This window comes from Pelomonas nitida (genome assembly GCF_043555975.1).
Classification (GTDB): Bacteria; Pseudomonadota; Gammaproteobacteria; order Burkholderiales; family Burkholderiaceae_C; genus Pelomonas; species Pelomonas nitida.
The window spans coordinates 316,964-332,635 of sequence record NZ_JBIGIA010000003.1 but is presented as its reverse complement, the minus strand read 5'-3'; the positions used below and the strand labels follow the sequence as shown (position 1 = coordinate 332,635).

At 70.9% G+C, this 15,672-nt stretch carries 14 protein-coding genes and 1 tRNA gene; 7 read left to right on the top strand and 8 right to left on the bottom strand.

From position 1 onward, the window contains the following. Positions 1-9 precede the first annotated feature (9 nt). Both ACG00X_RS05870 and ACG00X_RS05865 read left to right on the top strand, forming a co-directional pair. Complete coding sequence (locus ACG00X_RS05870) at positions 10-1,977, top strand: hybrid sensor histidine kinase/response regulator (protein ID WP_394487082.1); 1,968 nt, start codon at positions 10-12, stop codon at positions 1,975-1,977. Further along, positions 1,974-4,157 (top strand): ATP-binding protein, encoded by a 2,184-nt coding sequence (locus ACG00X_RS05865; protein ID WP_394487081.1) that lies wholly within the window; start codon positions 1,974-1,976, stop codon positions 4,155-4,157. The genes ACG00X_RS05870 and ACG00X_RS05865 overlap by 4 nt, the downstream gene beginning before the upstream one ends. Positions 4,158-4,210: 53 nt before the next feature. On the opposite strand, the gene ACG00X_RS05860 is transcribed toward ACG00X_RS05865, so the two are convergent. The 3 genes from ACG00X_RS05860 to radC all read right to left on the bottom strand — a co-directional run bounded on the left by ACG00X_RS05860 (position 4,211) and on the right by radC (position 6,326). After that, complete coding sequence (locus ACG00X_RS05860) at positions 4,211-4,855, bottom strand: hypothetical protein (RefSeq protein ID WP_394487080.1); 645 nt, start codon at positions 4,853-4,855, stop codon at positions 4,211-4,213. 155 nt (positions 4,856-5,010) lie between these two features. Beyond that, positions 5,011-5,655: a Smr/MutS family protein gene (locus tag ACG00X_RS05855; RefSeq protein ID WP_394487079.1), complete on the bottom strand. Its 645-nt coding sequence runs from the start codon at positions 5,653-5,655 to the stop codon at positions 5,011-5,013. After that, positions 5,652-6,326 carry a RadC family protein gene (gene radC, locus ACG00X_RS05850; RefSeq protein WP_394487078.1) on the bottom strand — a complete coding sequence of 225 codons (675 nt, stop codon included), beginning with the start codon at positions 6,324-6,326 and terminating at the stop codon, positions 5,652-5,654. Before radC ends, ACG00X_RS05855 begins: the two co-directional genes overlap by 4 nt. 40 nt (positions 6,327-6,366) lie before the next feature. Here radC and ACG00X_RS05845 point away from each other — a divergent pair, with 40 nt between their 5' ends. The 4 genes from ACG00X_RS05845 to ACG00X_RS05830 all read left to right on the top strand — a co-directional run bounded on the left by ACG00X_RS05845 (position 6,367) and on the right by ACG00X_RS05830 (position 9,457). Then, a complete protein-coding gene (locus ACG00X_RS05845) occupies positions 6,367-6,810 on the top strand; it encodes an FKBP-type peptidyl-prolyl cis-trans isomerase (RefSeq protein WP_394487077.1) in 444 nt (147 codons plus the stop codon). Next, complete coding sequence (gene ispH / locus ACG00X_RS05840; RefSeq protein WP_394487075.1) at positions 6,810-7,787, top strand: 4-hydroxy-3-methylbut-2-enyl diphosphate reductase; 978 nt, start codon at positions 6,810-6,812, stop codon at positions 7,785-7,787. The genes ACG00X_RS05845 and ispH overlap by 1 nt, the downstream gene beginning before the upstream one ends. Positions 7,788-7,859: 72 nt before the next feature. After that, positions 7,860-9,161: a serine--tRNA ligase gene (serS, locus tag ACG00X_RS05835; protein WP_394487074.1), complete on the top strand. Its 1,302-nt coding sequence runs from the start codon at positions 7,860-7,862 to the stop codon at positions 9,159-9,161. Positions 9,162-9,366: 205 nt separating this feature from the next. Then, positions 9,367-9,457: transfer RNA gene (locus ACG00X_RS05830), tRNA-Ser, on the top strand. Positions 9,458-9,502: 45 nt separating this feature from the next. Here the strand turns inward: ACG00X_RS05830 and ACG00X_RS05825 are convergent. From ACG00X_RS05825 to ACG00X_RS05805, 5 genes are all read right to left on the bottom strand, one after another. Further along, positions 9,503-10,867 carry a multicopper oxidase family protein gene (locus tag ACG00X_RS05825; RefSeq protein WP_394487073.1) on the bottom strand — a complete coding sequence of 455 codons (1,365 nt, stop codon included), beginning with the start codon at positions 10,865-10,867 and terminating at the stop codon, positions 9,503-9,505. 16 nt (positions 10,868-10,883) lie between these two features. Further along, positions 10,884-12,245: a TolC family protein gene (locus tag ACG00X_RS05820; RefSeq protein ID WP_394487071.1), complete on the bottom strand. Its 1,362-nt coding sequence runs from the start codon at positions 12,243-12,245 to the stop codon at positions 10,884-10,886. A gap of 81 nt (positions 12,246-12,326) precedes the next feature. Then, positions 12,327-12,683: a hypothetical protein gene (locus ACG00X_RS05815; protein WP_394487070.1), complete on the bottom strand. Its 357-nt coding sequence runs from the start codon at positions 12,681-12,683 to the stop codon at positions 12,327-12,329. 29 nt (positions 12,684-12,712) lie between these two features. Beyond that, positions 12,713-13,591 carry a tRNA glutamyl-Q(34) synthetase GluQRS gene (gene gluQRS / locus ACG00X_RS05810; protein WP_394487069.1) on the bottom strand — a complete coding sequence of 293 codons (879 nt, stop codon included), beginning with the start codon at positions 13,589-13,591 and terminating at the stop codon, positions 12,713-12,715. Further along, entirely contained in the window at positions 13,588-14,556 is a 969-nt protein-coding gene (locus ACG00X_RS05805; protein WP_394487067.1) for a LysR family transcriptional regulator, read from the bottom strand. Before ACG00X_RS05805 ends, gluQRS begins: the two co-directional genes overlap by 4 nt. A gap of 336 nt (positions 14,557-14,892) precedes the next feature. Here ACG00X_RS05805 and ACG00X_RS05800 point away from each other — a divergent pair, with 336 nt between their 5' ends. Beyond that, positions 14,893-15,618 (top strand): pirin family protein, encoded by a 726-nt coding sequence (locus ACG00X_RS05800; protein WP_394487066.1) that lies wholly within the window; start codon positions 14,893-14,895, stop codon positions 15,616-15,618. The last annotated feature ends 54 nt before the right edge of the window (positions 15,619-15,672 follow it).

The following is a 15,672-nucleotide window of genomic DNA, read 5'->3' as shown; positions in this document are numbered from 1 at the left end:
GCGCACGCGATGCCGACGCTGAAGATCCTGCTGCTGGAAGACTCGGCCTTCGACGCCGAGCTGCTGCAGGCCGTGCTGGACGCGGCCTTCCCGGACCATGCGCTGACCTGGGTGCAGGACGGCGCGTCCTTCCAGCGCGTGCTGTCGGCCGGGCGTTTCGACATCATCCTGTCCGACTACCGGCTGCCCGATTTCGACGGCGGCGAGGTGCTGACCCATGCGCGCGAGCTGGCGCCGCTGGTGCCGTTCATCTTCGTGTCGGGCGTCATCGGCGAGGAGAACACGGCCGAGCTGCTCAAGCGCGGTGCGACCGACTACGTGATGAAAGGCCGCCTCACGCGGCTGCCGCTGGCCATCGAGCGCGCGCTGCGCGAGGTGGCGCAGCGCGAGGCGCAGCAGCATGCGCAGGAGCGGCTGCGCGAGGCTGATGCGCTCTATGCGCGCGTGGTGGACTCTCTGCATGACTACGCCGTCGTGCTGCTGGACAGCCAGGGGCTGGTGCGCGACTGGAACCGTGCGGCCAGCGTCATCTTCGGGCGCGAGCTGGACGAAGTGCGCGGTCGGTCGCCGGAGGTGCTGTATTTGCCGGAAGACCGCGCCGATGGCGTGCTGGCGCGCGAGATGGCGCAGGCGTTGGCCACCGGCTCCGCGCCGGGCGACCGCTGGCTGTTGCGCAAGGACGGCACGCGGCTGCGCGCCGAGGGCGTCATGACGCCCATCTACAGCGCCAGTGGCGAGCACACCGGCTTCTCCAAGATCGTGCGCGACGTGACGGCGGCCTACGAGGCTTCGCTGCAGCTGCAGCAGGCCAAGGAAGAGGCCGAGCGCAGCAACGCGCTCAAGGACGAGTTCCTCGCCGTGCTGTCGCACGAATTGCGATCGCCGCTCAGTGCCATCAGCGGCTGGGCCGACATCCTGGAGAAGCACGCGGTCGGCAACGACCTGCTCGTCAAGGCGGCGCTCGTCATCCGCCGCAACGCGCAGCTGCAGACGCGCATGATCAACGACCTGCTCGACATGAGCGCCGTGGTCGCCGGCAAGCTCGTCGTGCAGCGCGAGACGCTGGATCTCGCCGCGCTGGCGGCCGAATCGCTGCTGTCGCACCTGCACACGGCGCAGGCACGGGGCATCGCGTTGCGCTGCGATGCCGCCGGCCCGTTGTGGGTGGTCGGTGACGCGCAGCGGCTCGGGCAGGTCATGGCCAACCTGGTGGGCAACGCGCTGAAGTTCAGCGCCGATGGGGCGGCCGTCGACGTGACCGCCGCGATGGACGGCGAGGGCCATGTGCGGCTGTCCGTGCAAGACACCGGCCGCGGCATCTCGGCCGAGTTCCTGCCCTATGTGTTCGACCGCCTGCGCCAGGAGGACGGCTCGCGCACCCGCAAGGCCGGCGGCCTGGGCCTGGGCCTGGCGATCGCGCGTGCCATCGTCGAGCTGCATGACGGCGACATCCTCGCGCACAGCGACGGTGTGGGGCAGGGCGCGCGTTTCGACGTCCGCCTGCCGGTGGCGCCGCCGCCGGCGCGCCCGCCGCTCACGGCCATCGCCGAGCCGGCGGGTCAGCCGCCGCCGCGGCTCGATGGGGTGCGTGTGCTGTTGGTCGACGACGAAGACGACGCGCGCGACGTCGGGCAGGCGGCCTTGCAGGAACTGGGGGCTGACGTGACCGTGGCCGGCGGTGCACGTGCGGCGCTGGCGCTGCTGTCCGAGGCGCGGTTCGACGTGCTGGTGTCGGACATCGGCATGCCGGAGATGGACGGGCTGGCGTTGATCCGCACCGTGCGGGCCGCCCCCGCCACGGCGGCGCTGCCGGCCGTCGCGCTGACGGCCTTTGCCATGCTGCCCGACCGGCAATCGGGGCTGGCGGCCGGGTTCCAGCGCTACATCGCCAAGCCCGTCGACGTGCGCAAGCTGGGTGCGGCCATCCGCGATGTGCTGCGCAGCGCGCCGGCCTCGGCTGAGGGGACCTTGCCATGAGCGGCCCGACCGCGGAGCCGGTGACGCTGGACAACTGCGACCGCGAGCCCATCCACACGCCCGGTTCCATCCAGCCCCACGGCGCGCTGCTGGCCTTCGACCGCCTGGGCCGGCTGGTGTCGATGAGCGCCAATGCGAACGAGCTGCTGGGCCTGACGCTCAGCCTGGGCCGGCCGCTGCGCCCGTCGGACCTGGGCGATGACGCCGACATCGCCCGCCTCGTGCAGCAGGGCATTGCCGGCATCGGGGCGGCCGAGAGCCTGCCCGAGTCCAGCGAGGCGTTGTTGCAGGGGCAGGTGTTCGACGTCGTGGTGCATTCGCAGGGCACGCTGTGCCTGTGCGAATTCGAGCAGCGCGACGACGGCGCCCATGGCTTGGCCAGCTTTGCGCAAACGGCCTACCGTGCGATGGACAAGCTCAAGCGCCAGTCGTCCATTGCCCGGCTGCTCGATGTGGCGGTGGCCGAGGTGCGCGCCATGACGGGCTTCGACCGGGTGATGGCCTACCGCTTCCGGCATGACGACAGCGGCGACATCGTGGCCGAGGCCTGCCGCGGCGATCTGGAGCCCTACGTGGGGCGGCGCTACCCCGCCAGCGACATCCCGGCCCAGGCGCGCCGCCTCTATGTGCTCAACACGCTGAGGCTGATTGCCGACGTGCACTACGCGCCGGTGGCTCTGATCGCCGCGCCGGGGCACGCCGAGCCGCTGGACCTGAGTCACAGCGTGCTGCGCAGCGTCTCGCCCATCCACATCGAGTACCTCACGAACATGGGCGTGGGTGCGTCGATGAGCGTGTCCATCGTGGTGGGCGGGCGGCTGTGGGGCATGCTGGCCTGCCATCACATGGGCCCCTTGCGCGTGCCGTATGCGCTGCGCATGGCCTGTGATGTCGTGGCGCAGTTGATCGCGGCGTCGGTGCAGTCGCTGGCTGCCCGTGAGCGCGAGGCGGTGATGGCGCGCGCGGCGATGCTGCGCGCTGACATCGCCGCCCAGATCGCCCAGGGTCACGAGGCCGTGGACGTGCTGGCACGCGAGGCGCCCGCGCTGTGCGAAAGCCTGGCCTGCGACGCGCTCGTGGTCAGCCTCGACGGCCGCGTGCGTTGCCACGGCCCGGTGGACGAGCGCTGGGCCGCCGCCATCGTGGGGTGGTTGCAGCTGAAAGGGCAGACGCTGGTGCACGAGAGCCGCGCCGATGCGCTGCCGGCGGCCGTGGGTGGTGAGCGGCCCTGCGGCGCGCTGGGCCTGCGTTTCGACGCACCGGGTGCGGGCTGGGTCGTGGCGCTGCGGCGCGAGCAGATCGAGACCATCCGCTGGGGCGGCCGGCCCGAGAAGGTGATGGCGCACGGGCCGCTGGGCCCGCGGTTAACGCCGCGCGGCTCGTTTGCCGAATGGCGCGAGACTGTGCGCGGCACCGCCGTGCCCTGGTCGGAGGTCGAGCTGGAAAGTGCGACGCTGCTGCTGGACGCCGTCAGTCGCGCCCATGCCGATCGCGTGCTGGAGCTGGACCGGCTGCGCTCCCAGCTGTGGGCCGTGCTGGGCCACGACCTGCGCGATCCGCTGCATTCGCTGAGCATGGCGTCCGTCGCGCTCGACCGCGAACAGCGGGCCGGCGGTCGGCTGTCGTCGGTGATCCGCAACTCCACCAACCGCATGCAGCGGCTGCTGCGGGACCTGCAGGACATCACGCGCATCCAGAACGGCCTGGGCCTGGCCATCGAGGCCGAGGACGTCGACCTCGCCGCGCTCTTGGCCGAGGTGCTTGCCGACCAGCAAACCGTGCATGCCGACATGGCGGTAGCGGCCGACCTGCCCGCCAGTTTGGCGGCGCGGGTGGATCCGCTGCGATACCTGCAGATGGTGGCCAACCTGCTGAGCAACGCGCGTCATCACGGGCAGGGGCTGATCCGCCTGGAACTCGTCGCGCACGACGGCCAGGCCGTGCTGACCGTGCGCAACCCGGCGCCGCCCATCCCGGGCGAGCTGCTCGACGGGCTGTTCGACCCGTTCAAGCGCACGTCACTGCGGAACGCCCGCAATCCGGGCAGCATGGGCCTGGGCCTCTACATCGTCGACCAAGTGGCGCGGGCCCACGGCGGCAGCATCCGGTATGCGCCGGGCGAGGGCGAGGTGGCCTTCGTGCTGACGGTGCCGCTGAGCGGGCCTGACGCAGCGGGCTGAGCGGACGAACGGGTGGCTGGCCGGCCGGCTGAGCGGCCGGCCGTCAGCCAGGGTCAGTCGACCCGGAACGCGAAGTCCTGCTGGAACAAGGCGTCGCCCTGGCATTGGTAGCCGGACAGGGCCGCCTCGACGGCACGTTGCAGCGAGCGGCGCGTCTTGCTGTCAGGCGCGCCCTGCGTCACGCGGATGTCGGTGCCGACCACGCGGCCGCTGCGCACGGTGGCCACCACCTGCAGCACGGCCTCGCCGCTCCAGCTCAAGGCCGGCATGTCGGGCGCCGGCATCACGGAGCAGACGGCGCCAGGGGTTTGCACACGCTGCGTGACGGCCGGTTGCGACGGCGTCGTGTCCACGTGAGTGGGGCCCGTGGGGGGCGTGGCCGGCCGGCTGTCCTGGATGACCTGGGTCGTCACGACCGGGTCTGGCGCGATGACGGGATCGGCCGGCAGCGGCACGCGGATGGGTTCGATCTCCTTCATCACCGGGCGATCCACGGGACGCGGCTCGGGCTTGGGCGGCTCGGGTGTCACCTCGGGCGGCAGCGGCTTCATCGTGATCAACCGTGGCGGCTCCGGCGCCACCCGCACGAGCCCGGCGCTCAGCGCGCAGATGCCTGCAACGTGCAGTGCGACGACCAAGCCGAGGCCCACATAGCGCTTGGGCTTGGGGCTGGCATAGGTGGAGTGGGACAGGTCCATGGGCGCTCCTCTCGTGGGGCAGTAATGAAGCCGGTGCCCGCGTGTACCGCGGCTGTAACTCAGGCTAATGCGGGAGGAGGAGCGGGTCAATGGTGGCTTTGCCCGTCGGCGCTATGCCACGCACGGCGGCGTTCGCAGCCGTTGTCAGTGCCGTGTCAGGCCGTGCCGGTGAGCAGCACGATGAGGGCGCCCGCGCCGCCATCGCTGCCGCGGGCCTGTACGAAGGCCAGCACCTCGTTCTTCTGCACCAGCCAGCGGCGCACGCGGCCCTTGAGCACCGGCTCGCGCCCCGGTGAGCCATGGCCCTTGCCGTGCACCACGCGCACGCAACGCAGGCCGCGCCGGGCGCTGTCGTGGATGAACAGGCTCAGCGCCTCGCGTGCGGCGTCGCGGCGCAGGCCGTGCAGGTCGAGCTGCCCCTGCAGCGCCCAGTGCCCGCGGCGCAGCTTGCGCACCACTTCCACGCTGATGCCGTCGCGGCGAAAACTCAGCGTTTCATCGGTGTCCAGCAGCGTGTCGATGTCGATGTCGTCGGACAGCGCCTGCAGCAGCACCGCCCGCTCGTCGGCTTCGCGCTGGCGTGGCTCGGGGCTGGGCTGGGCGAGGTCGTGCAGCACGCGGTCGACGCGGCGCAGCGGCGTCACCGGGCCCACGGTCAGCTCGAAGACGCGGCGCTCCTGGTCGGCCAGGCGTTGTGCGGCCGCGCGGCGTTCACGCTCCAGCTCGGCGGCCGCGCGCGAGGCGGCAAGCTCGCGCGCCAGCGGCTTGAGGTCGGCCAGGCTGCGGACGGTCTTGGTCACAGCAGGCCCCGTTCGGCGAAGGAGACCACCTCGCCCGCGCCGACGATGAAGTGGTCGACGACGCGCACGTCGACGAGGGCCAGCGCCTGGCTCAGCTGGCGTGTCAGCAGCTCGTCGGCGCGGGACGGCTCGGCGACGCCGCTGGGGTGGTTGTGCGCCAGGATGGCGGCACCCGCACCGAGCGCCAGTGCGCGCTTGACGACCTCGCGGGGGTGCACGGTCGTTTGGCTCAGCGAGCCGTGGAACAGCGTCTCCATCGCGATGAGCCGCAACTGCGCGTCCAGGAACAGCACCGCGAACACCTCCTGCCCCAGGCCGCCCAGGTGCAGGCGCAGAAAGGTCTTGACGGTGTCCACGTCGTTCATCGCCGGCTTCTCGGCCAGCCGCTGGCCGAGGGAGCGGCGGGCGATCTCCAGCACCGCCGCGATTTCGGCGCGCTTGGCCGGGCCCAGCCCCTTGACCTTGCCGAGGTCCTGCACGCTGGCCGCCAGCAGCCCGGCCCAGCCACCGAAACGGTCCAGCAGGCTCTGCGCCAGCTGCAGCACCGGCAGGCCCTGGATGCCCGTGCGCAGCAGCAACGCCAGCAGTTCCGCGTCCGCCAGCGCCTGCGGCCCGCGGGCGAGCAGCTTCTCGCGCGGGCGGGCGTCCGGGGGCAGGTGGGTCAGCGGCATAAAATCGGCAGTCTAGCCAAGCGCTTCTCCACTCTCTCGAATGAACCCCATCCAGGCCGGCTCCTTCCTCACGCTGCACTACCGGCTCTCGGGCCCGGACGGCGCCGACATCGTCAACACCTTTGACGACAAGCCCGCCACGCTGTCGCTGGGCGCCGGCCAGCTGTCGCCCGCCATCGAGGCACGGCTGATCGGCCTGCCCGAAGGCGCGCACGAGACCTTCCAGCTCGCCGCCGGCGAAGCCTTCGGCGAACGCAACCCCGAGCTGCTGCAGCGCGTGAAGCTCACGCTGCTGCGCACGCTGGGCGACCCCGACGAGGTCTACAACGTCGGCGACGTCGTGCAGTTCCCCGGCCCGGACGGGCAGGGCGGCTATGCCGGCGTCGTGCGCGAACTGGGCGACGAGGCCTTGCTGTTCGACTTCAACCACCCGCTGGCCGGCCAGCCGGTGAGTTTCGAAGTCCAGGTGATCGGGGTGCTGTGATGGAAACCACCGTGAACCTGCAGGAAGTGTTGCTGGCCGAGCCGCGGGGCTTTTGCGCCGGCGTGGACCGCGCCATCGAGATCGTCGAGCGCGCGCTCGTCAAGTTCGGCGCGCCGATCTACGTGCGCCATGAGATCGTCCACAACACCTATGTCGTCAGCGACCTGAAGTCGCGCGGCGCGATCTTCATCGAGGACCTGGCCGAGGTGCCGGCCGGCGCGACGCTGGTGTTCAGCGCGCACGGCGTCAGCCAGGAGGTGCGCCGCGAGGCCAATGCGCGCGGCTTCCAGATCTTCGACGCGACCTGCCCGCTGGTCACCAAGGTCCACGTGGAGGTGGCCAAGCTGCACCGCGAGGGCTTCGAGTTCATCATGATCGGCCACAAAGGCCACCCCGAGGTCGAGGGCACGATGGGCCAGCTGTCCGAAGGCATCTTCCTGGTGGAAGACGTCGAGGACGTGGCCAAGGTCACCGTCAAGGATCAGTCCAAGCTCGCCGTCGTCACGCAAACGACGCTGAGCGTCGACGATGCCGCCGAGATCCTGGCCGAGGTCAAGCGCGTGTTCCCGGGCGTGCGCGAACCCAAGAAGCAGGACATCTGCTACGCCACGCAGAACCGCCAGGACGCCGTCAAGGTGCTGGCGCCGCAGGTGGACGTCGTCATCGTCGTCGGCAGCCCGACCAGCTCCAACAGCAACCGCCTGCGCGAGCTGGCCGAGCGCCTGGGCACGCCGGGCTACATGGTCGACGCTGCCGAGGATCTGAAGGCCGAGTGGCTGGAAGGCAGGCCGCGCGTGGGCCTGACGGCCGGCGCCTCCGCGCCCGACGTGCTCGTGCAGGCCGTCATCGACCGCCTGCGCGCGCTGGGCGCCACCACCGTGCGCAGCCTGCCCGGCGTGGAGGAGCATGTGCGCTTCCCGCTGCCCATGGGGCTGGGCGACAAGTCCATGGCCGAGGTGAGTGCGTCCCGATCTTGACGCCGGCGCTTCATGCACCCGGTGGCGCCTGACTTCGGCGCCGCTTTCGTATCCAGTTTCTGAAGGACATCCATGCTCGACATCACCCAGCTGCGCAAGGACCTCGACGCCGTCATCGAGCGCCTGAATGCGCGCAAGTCTCCGCAGCCTTTCCTCGACGTGGAGCGCTACAAGGCGCTCGAAGCCGAACGCAAGGACATCCAGGTCAAGACCGAAGCCTTCCAGGCCCGCCGCAACGCGCTGTCCAAGCAGATCGGCGCCGCCAAGGGCAAGGGCGAGGACGCCTCGGCGCTGATGGCCGAGGTGGGCGGCATTGCCGACGAACTCAAGGCCGGCGCGGAGCGGCTGGACGCCATCCAGCTCGAACTCAACCAGCTGCTGATGGGCGTGCCCAACCTGCCCGACACCAGCGTGCCCACCGGTGCGGACGAGACCGGCAACGTCGAGGTGCGCCGCTGGGGCACCCCGCGCACGTTCGACTTCGAGGTCAAGGACCACGTGGACCTCGGCGCGCCGATGGGCCTGGACTTCGAGACCGGCGCCAAGCTGTCGGGCTCGCGCTTCACGTTCCTGAAGGGGCCCGTGGCCCGGCTGCACCGCGCGCTTGCCCAGTTCATGCTGGACGTGCAGACCACCGAGCACGGCTACACCGAGTGCTACACGCCCTACATCGTCAACCGCGAAATCCTCGAAGGCACGGGCCAGTTGCCCAAGTTCAAGGAGGACATGTTCTGGGTGCTGCGCGGCGGCGACGACGAGCAGGTGGAGCAATACCTGATCTCCACGTCGGAAATCTCGCTGACCAACACCGTGCGCGAGAGCGTGCTCAAGGCGGAAGAGCTGCCCATCAAGCTGACGGCGCACAGCCCCTGCTTCCGCTCCGAGGCCGGCTCGGCCGGGCGTGACACGCGCGGCCTGATCCGCCAGCACCAGTTCGACAAGGTCGAGATGGTGCGCATCGAGCACCCCGAACACAGCATGGCCGCGCTCGAAGAGATGACGGGCCACGCCGAGGCCGTGCTGCAGAAGCTGGGCCTGCCGTACCGCACCATGCTGCTGTGCACGGGTGACATGGGCTTCGGCTCGACGAAGACCTACGACCTGGAAGTGTGGCTGCCGGCGCAGAACACCTTCCGCGAGATCAGCTCCTGCTCGAACATGGGCGCCTTCCAGGCTCGCCGCATGCAGGCGCGCTTCAAGAATGCCCAGGGCAAGAACGAGCTGGTGCACACGCTCAACGGCTCCGGCCTGGCGGTGGGCCGCACGTTGGTCGCCGTGCTGGAAAACTATCAGCGAGCCGACGGCACTGTTGAAGTGCCGGAGGTTCTCCGCCCATACATGGGCGGAGTGTCGGTGCTTGCACCGACGCGCTGAGAGTTTGGGCGCAGGCTAACTTCGCGCAGCGAAGTTAAGCGCAGCGGGCCGCAGCCAGAACTACCAGCAGGCCGACGGCAGCGTCACGGTGCCCGAGGCGCTGCGCCCCTACATGGGCGGTGTTGAGGTGTTGCGCGGCTGAATTTGCTCGGGGTGCAAAAAGCTGTCTATAATGATTGGCTTCGCACCAGCGCACACCGAATCAGGAGAGGTGGCAGAGTGGTCGAATGTACCTGACTCGAAATCAGGCGTACGGTATCCCCGTACCGAGGGTTCGAATCCCTCCCTCTCCGCCACGACAAGCCCGCCGGACTATCCGGCGGGCTTTTTCGTTTCTGGGCTCAGTGGTGGTCGTGATGGCCTTGCGGCTTGCGCACGTTCACATCGATGGCGGCAGGCGTGGTGGCGCCAGGCGCCGTCGGGGCTGCGGGTGCGTCGCCGACCTCGCGGGCCAGCGTGCCGGGCGGATGCTGGAACCAGCCCGGGTCGGTGTAGTCGCCGCGCGGCAGGCCGCGGCGCACTTTCAGCACACTGAACATGCCGCCCATGGCCACCGGGCCGAACGGGCCTTCGCCGGCCATCATCGGCGCGGTGTTGGCGGGCCCGGGCATCTGCATCTCCGTCATCTCGTGCATGCCTGACTGGCCCATGGCCATGTAGCCGGGCACGAGCTTGCGGATCTTGGCCTCCAGGTCGCTCGCATCCACGCCCAGCATGGTGGGCACGTTGTGGCCCATCGCGTTCATCGTGTGATGCGCCTTGTGGCAGTGGAAGGCCCAATCGCCTTCCTCGTCGGCCAGCAGTTCGATCTGGCGCATCTGGCCCACGGCGATGTCGGTGGTCACCTCCGGCCAGCGCGCCGAACGCGGCACGGGGCCGCCATCCGTGCCAGTCACCTCGAACTCATGGCCATGCAGATGGATGGGGTGGTTGGTCATCGTGAGGTTGCCCACGCGGATGCGCACGCGGTCGCCCTGGCGTGCCACCAGCGGCGCGATGCCCGGGAAGATGCGGCTGTTCCAGCTCCACAGGTTGAAGTCCAGCATCGTCATCACCTTCGGCACGGCGCTGCCAGGCTCGATGTCGTAGGCGTTGAGCAGGAAGGCATAGTCGCGGTCCACCTCGGCGATGTGCGGATGCCGGGTGCGCGGATGCGTGATCCACAGGCCCATCATGCCCATGGCCATCTGCACCATTTCGTCGGCGTGCGGGTGGTACATGAAGGTGCCGGGTCGGCGGGCGACGAACTCGTAGACCCAGGTCTTGCCGGGCGGAATGGCCGGCTGCGTGAGGCCCGACACGCCGTCCATGCCGTTGGGCAGCCGCTGGCCGTGCCAGTGCATGGTGGTGGGCTCGGGCAGGCGGTTGGTCACGTACAGGCGCACGCGGTCGCCTTCGACGACCTCGATGGTGGGCCCGGGGCTCTGGCCGTTATAACCCCACAGCCGGGCGGTGAAGCCGGGCGCCATCTCGCGCACGACGGGTTCGGCGACGAGATGGAATTCCTTGACGCCGTCTTTCATGCGCCAGGGGGCGGTCCAGCCGTTCAGCGTGACGACGGGGTTGTACGGGCGGCCCGTGGGCGGGATGAGCGGCGGCTGGGTCTCGGGCGAGGTCTGGCTGACGGGTTCAGGCAGCGCGGCCATGGCGACCTTGGAAACGGCGGCGAGCGAGGCTGCGCCGAGCAGGGAGCGTCGATTGAACATGGGAGGTCCTCGGAGATCAGTGGAAGGCGGGCGCGGCCAGCGGGCCGGCGAGTGCCTGGTCCAGGTCGGCCTGGGCGAGCCAGAAGTCGCGCAGCGCCTCCTGCGCGGCGCTGACGGCGGCGACCTGTGCGCGCGCGTCGGCCAGCAGCTCGAAGACCCCGATGAGCATGCCGTTGTAGCGCAGCAGCTGCTCGTCGGCGATGCGTGCGGCCAGCGGCATCAGCTCGTCGCGATGATGGCGCGCGACCTCGAAGGCGCTTCGGTACAGGCCGTGCGCCTCGCGCACCTCCGAGCGGGCGCGGATGGCCGTGTCGGCAGCCTCGTGCGCCGCCTGGCGCGCCAGCGCCTGCGCGCGCGGCAGCGGGCCGGGGCCGAACAGCGGCAGCTCCAGCGCCACCTCCCAGCCGCGCTGGGTCGGCTGCTCGTTGGACGAGTTGCGCACCGCGCCCAGCTCCAGCATGGACACGAAGCGCGTCGTCTGGGCGAGCTGGGCCTGGCGTGCCGCCTGCTCCAGTGACGAGCGCGCGGCCATGACGTCCAGTCGTTGCGTCAGCGCGCGGGTCTCGGCGTCGGCCAGCTCGCGCGGCGTGTCAGGCAAGGCCGGCAGTTGCGCGGGGAGTTGCAGCGCTGCGCCGTTCTCCAGCCCCAGCAGCCGCACCAGGCGTTCGCGCGCTTGCAGCTGCTGCTGACGGGCCAGGGCCAAGGCCAATCGGGCGTCGGCCTCGAAGGCCTGCTCACGCGCCTGGGCGAGCGCATTGAAATTGCCGGCGGCCTGCATGCGGCGGGCCAGCTCGGCGCCGGCCTCGGCGGCGTCCATGACCTGCTCGCGGTAGCGCAGCGTCTCCTCGGCCGACACCGCGCGCACCCAGGCGCGGCGGGTGTCGGCGGCGAGCGCCAGCACTTCGGCGGCGGTCTGCTGTTGCTCGGCCTGCAGGCGGCGCTGTTCGGCAGCGCGCACCAGCGGCAGCGTCAGCAGCCGTGCCAGGTCGAGCTGCCAGCCGCGCTCCAGCTCCACCTCGCTGCCCCGCGTGAGGCGGCTGAAACGAAAGCCCGGGTTGGGCAGCCGGGACGCATCGGCCACCTCGGCGGCAGACACGTCCAGCCGCGCCAGCCGGGCGAGCAGCGCGCGGTTGTTCTGCAGCGCGAGCTGCACGGCGCCGTCGGCGTCCAGCGGCACCTGCAGCCGCGCGGCGACCGCCTGCGGCGACAGCGGTGAGTCGCCGACGGGCTGGGCGAGATGGGGGTGCGTCAAGCGATTGACGTCGGCGAGCGGGGGCGCGGAGGACGCGCCAACGGGGGCCTGGAGATCGGTGCTGGCGCAGCCGGCCAGGGCCAGCAATACCAGCGGCCAGGCCGCACGGAAGAAGACAGGGGACATACAACAAGCCTCTCGAGGCAGGGCGAAAGCGAGCCGCCGGTCACCCGAGGCGGGGACGGCGGGGCAGCAGCGAAGAGAGTGTCAGGCCCGGGGTGGCGGGTCGGGGAGCGGCGGCACGACGCTGACCCAGGCTTCGGCCGGCGCAAGGCCAGCGCGGGTGGCCGGTGTGCAGGTGGCCGCATTCGTCGTCAGCGCCGGTGGCGGCGCGGCGGCCAGGCAGCACGGCGCGCAAAGCTTGCAGGCCTTGGCGGCGGTGGCGTGGGCCTGCCCGTGATCGCCATGGGCGCCATGATCGCCATGAGCGCCATGAGCGCCATGAGCGTCCGCATGGTGGGCATGCGGCGCATGCGTGGCCGGCGGCGGCTCACAGCCCAGATGCGCGGCCGCCAGCACGCCGCGCAAGGGCAGCAGCAGGAGCAGCAGGCAGAGGACGAACAAGCGGCCGGATCGACGCATGGCCCGGGACTTTAACTGCCGCTGCCGAAGTGCCCGCCCGGCCATCGCGCCGCCGCCTCGGCCAGCCATGGGCCGAGCGCGGGCGACACCGGCGGGGCGCTCAACCCCAGGCGTGCCATCGCTTCACGCAGCCGCTCTTGCGGGGCGCCGATGTCGATCGCCGCGGCGCCGTTCTGCTTCGACAGCTTGTGCCCGTCGGCCGCGAGCACCAACGGCGTGTGCAGATAGCGCGGCGTGGGCAGGCCCAGCGCGCGTTGCAGTGCGATCTGGCGCGGCGTGTTGTCGGCCAGGTCTTCGCCGCGCACGACGTCGGTGATGGCCTGCTCGGCATCGTCCACGACGACGGCGAGCTGGTAGGCCCACAGGCCGTCGGCGCGCTTGAGCACGAAGTCGCCGACCTCGGTGGCCAGGTCTTGCGAGTGCGCGCCGAGCCGGCGGTCCTGCCAGTCGATGCGGCCCTGCACGCGAAAGCGCCAGGCGCGCACCGGCCGGCCCTGGGTGCCGCCGTTCTCGGGCCGGCAGGTGCCGGGGTAGATCAGTTCGCCATGTTTCGCGCGCGGCCCCATCGCGGCGGCGATCTCGGCCCGCGTGCAGGCGCAGCCGTAGGCCAGGCCGGCCGCGATCAGCCGGTCCAGCGCGGCCTGGTAAAGGTCGCCCCGGCGGGACTGCCAGACGGGCGCCTCGTCCGGCACCAGGCCCAGCGCGGCGAGCTGGCCCAGGATGACGTCATCGGTGCCCGGCGGGCAGCGCGGGCCGTCGACGTCCTCGATGCGCACCAGCCATTGGCCGCCGTGGGCGCGGGCGTCGAGCCAGCTGGCCAGCGCGGCGACGAGCGAGCCGTCGTGCAGCGGCCCGGTCGGCGAGGGGGCGAAGCGGCCCCGGTAGCTCAAAGCACCAGCCCTTCGTGCTGCTCCAGCAGCGCGCGGCGCGTCGTGTCGTGGCGCAACCGCTCCAGCCACCAGGCCAGCGCGCGGCCGGGCGCGTGGCCGGTGTCGCGCCAGGCGTAGCTCATGACGCCGGTCCGGCGGCCCTCGTAGGTGGTCTTGCGCACGAGGCGGCCGGCTTCGAGGTGCCGCCGCACCATGCTGATGGGCAGTGAACCGCAGCCCAGGCCCCGCAGCATCGCTTCCAGCTTGGTGGCCATGGACGGCATGGTCAGCACGTCCTGCCCGGGCAGCAGGCCCACGGTGATGGGTTTGAGCGTGCGGGCGCTGTCGGCCACGGCAATGATGCGGTGGTCGGCGATCTGCGACGCCGTCAGCGGCTCGGGCAGGGCGGCCAGCGGGTGGTGGGGGGCGATGCAGAAGGCGAACTCCAGTTCGCCGGCCGGCTCGCAGTGAATGCTGCTGCTGGCCGACTGGGCCGGCACGCCCAGGGCGAGGTCGGCCTGGCCGTGCAGCAGCGCCTCCCAGGTGCCGGCCAGCACTTCCACGCGCAGCTTCAGCCGCGTGGGCGGTGGTGTGCCGTCCTCGCAGCGCTCGGCGTAGAAGGCTTCCATCAGGTCGAAGACGGCGCGGCGCGCCACGGCGTCGTCCATCACCAGCGTCAGCTCGCTCTCCCAGCCGGTGGCGATGCGCCGCACGCGGTTGGCCACGGCGTCCAGCTCCTGCAGCAGGCGCCGGCCTTCCACCAGCAGTTCCTGGCCGGCCGACGTCAGCACCGCCTGGCGGGAGCTGCGGTCGAACAGCAGCACGTCCAGCGCGTCTTCCAGCTGCCGCACGGAGTAGGTCAGCGCCGACGGCACGCGGCCCATCTCGCGCGCCGCCGCGGCAAAGCTGCCGGTGCGGGCGATGGTGTCCATCATGGTCAGGGCTTCGGGGGTCAGCGCGCGGCGCTTGTCTTGGGAGGTGGGCATCCTAGCTACGACGGTTGGGCGCGCCCGGGTGGGCGGCGATGGGGTGCGCGGGCCAGGCGCGACGACGCTGCGGGCTCATGCCCGCAAGGAGGCGCAACGCGGCCGGCGCATGCCGGCGCGGCGCCATCGGGCGTGCGGCGTTGCCGCCTGAGACGCGGCGGTGGTCGTTGGACCGGTTGGGGAGTGGGGCTGTCACTGGCAAGCGCTGGAAAGTGGTCGACCGTCGCATCTGGGATTTGTTCAGTCTATTTGAATGATGCCCTCAGAGCGCCTTGTCGATGGCGGGCGGCCTCGCTCCTACATTGACTGCATCGCAAGCAGAAAGAGGAGCCCCACATGGCAATGCAACTCATCAAGTCGGCCGACCGCGGCTATGCCGACCATGGCTGGCTGAAGTCCTTCCACAGCTTTTCGTTTGCCGACTACTACGACCCGGCTCGCATGGGCTTCGGCGCCCTGCGGGTCATCAACGAGGACAAGATCGCCCCGGGCACGGGCTTCGGCACGCACGGCCACCGCGACATGGAGATCATCAGCTATGTGCTGTCGGGTGAGCTGGCGCACAAGGACAGCATGGGCAACGGCGAGCAGGGCGCCGCGAACAGCGGTGTCGTGCGGCCGGGCGACGTGCAGCGCATGAGCGCCGGCACGGGCGTGATGCATAGCGAGTTCAACCACGCCAAGGACCAGACCACGCACTTCCTGCAGATCTGGATCCAGCCCGACCGCCGCGGCATCGCGCCGAGCTACGAGCAGAAGCATTTCGATGCCGGCTCCAAGCGCGGCAAGCTGCGCCTGGTGGCCGCCAACGACGGCGCCGGCGGCGCGGTCACCATCCATGCCGACGCGAAGCTGTACGCGGGCCTGTTCGACGGCGCCGAGGCCGCCGAGCTGGCGCTGGCGCCGGGGCGCATCGCCTACGTGCACCTGGTCCGCGGCGCGCTGACGGCCAACGGACAAGCCCTCACGGCAGGCGACGCGCTGCAGGTCCGCGACACTGCGCAGCTGACGCTGGCGGCCGGTCAGAACGCCGAAGTACTGGTCTTCGACCTGGCCGCCTGACCCGCAACCCCAGGCCCGGCACGCGGTGTGCCGGGCCTGATCTCACCCTACCTC

Excerpts from the sequence above, each read along its gene's own strand:
- ACG00X_RS05865 (WP_394487081.1), top strand. The coding sequence starts at position 1,974 with ATGAGCGGCCCGACCGCGGAGCCGGTGACGCTGGACAACTGCGACCGC.
- ACG00X_RS05860 (WP_394487080.1), bottom strand. The coding sequence starts at position 4,855 with ATGGACCTGTCCCACTCCACCTATGCCAGCCCCAAGCCCAAGCGCTAT.
- ACG00X_RS05845 (WP_394487077.1), top strand. The coding sequence starts at position 6,367 with ATGAACCCCATCCAGGCCGGCTCCTTCCTCACGCTGCACTACCGGCTC.
- ACG00X_RS05805 (WP_394487067.1), bottom strand. The coding sequence starts at position 14,556 with ATGCCCACCTCCCAAGACAAGCGCCGCGCGCTGACCCCCGAAGCCCTG.
- radC (WP_394487078.1), bottom strand. The coding sequence starts at position 6,326 with ATGCCGCTGACCCACCTGCCCCCGGACGCCCGCCCGCGCGAGAAGCTG.
- ACG00X_RS05820 (WP_394487071.1), bottom strand. The coding sequence starts at position 12,245 with ATGTCCCCTGTCTTCTTCCGTGCGGCCTGGCCGCTGGTATTGCTGGCC.
- serS (WP_394487074.1), top strand. The coding sequence starts at position 7,860 with ATGCTCGACATCACCCAGCTGCGCAAGGACCTCGACGCCGTCATCGAG.
- ACG00X_RS05870 (WP_394487082.1), top strand. The coding sequence starts at position 10 with ATGCCGACGCTGAAGATCCTGCTGCTGGAAGACTCGGCCTTCGACGCC.
- ACG00X_RS05800 (WP_394487066.1), top strand. The coding sequence starts at position 14,893 with ATGGCAATGCAACTCATCAAGTCGGCCGACCGCGGCTATGCCGACCAT.
- ACG00X_RS05825 (WP_394487073.1), bottom strand. The coding sequence starts at position 10,867 with ATGTTCAATCGACGCTCCCTGCTCGGCGCAGCCTCGCTCGCCGCCGTT.
- ispH (WP_394487075.1), top strand. The coding sequence starts at position 6,810 with ATGGAAACCACCGTGAACCTGCAGGAAGTGTTGCTGGCCGAGCCGCGG.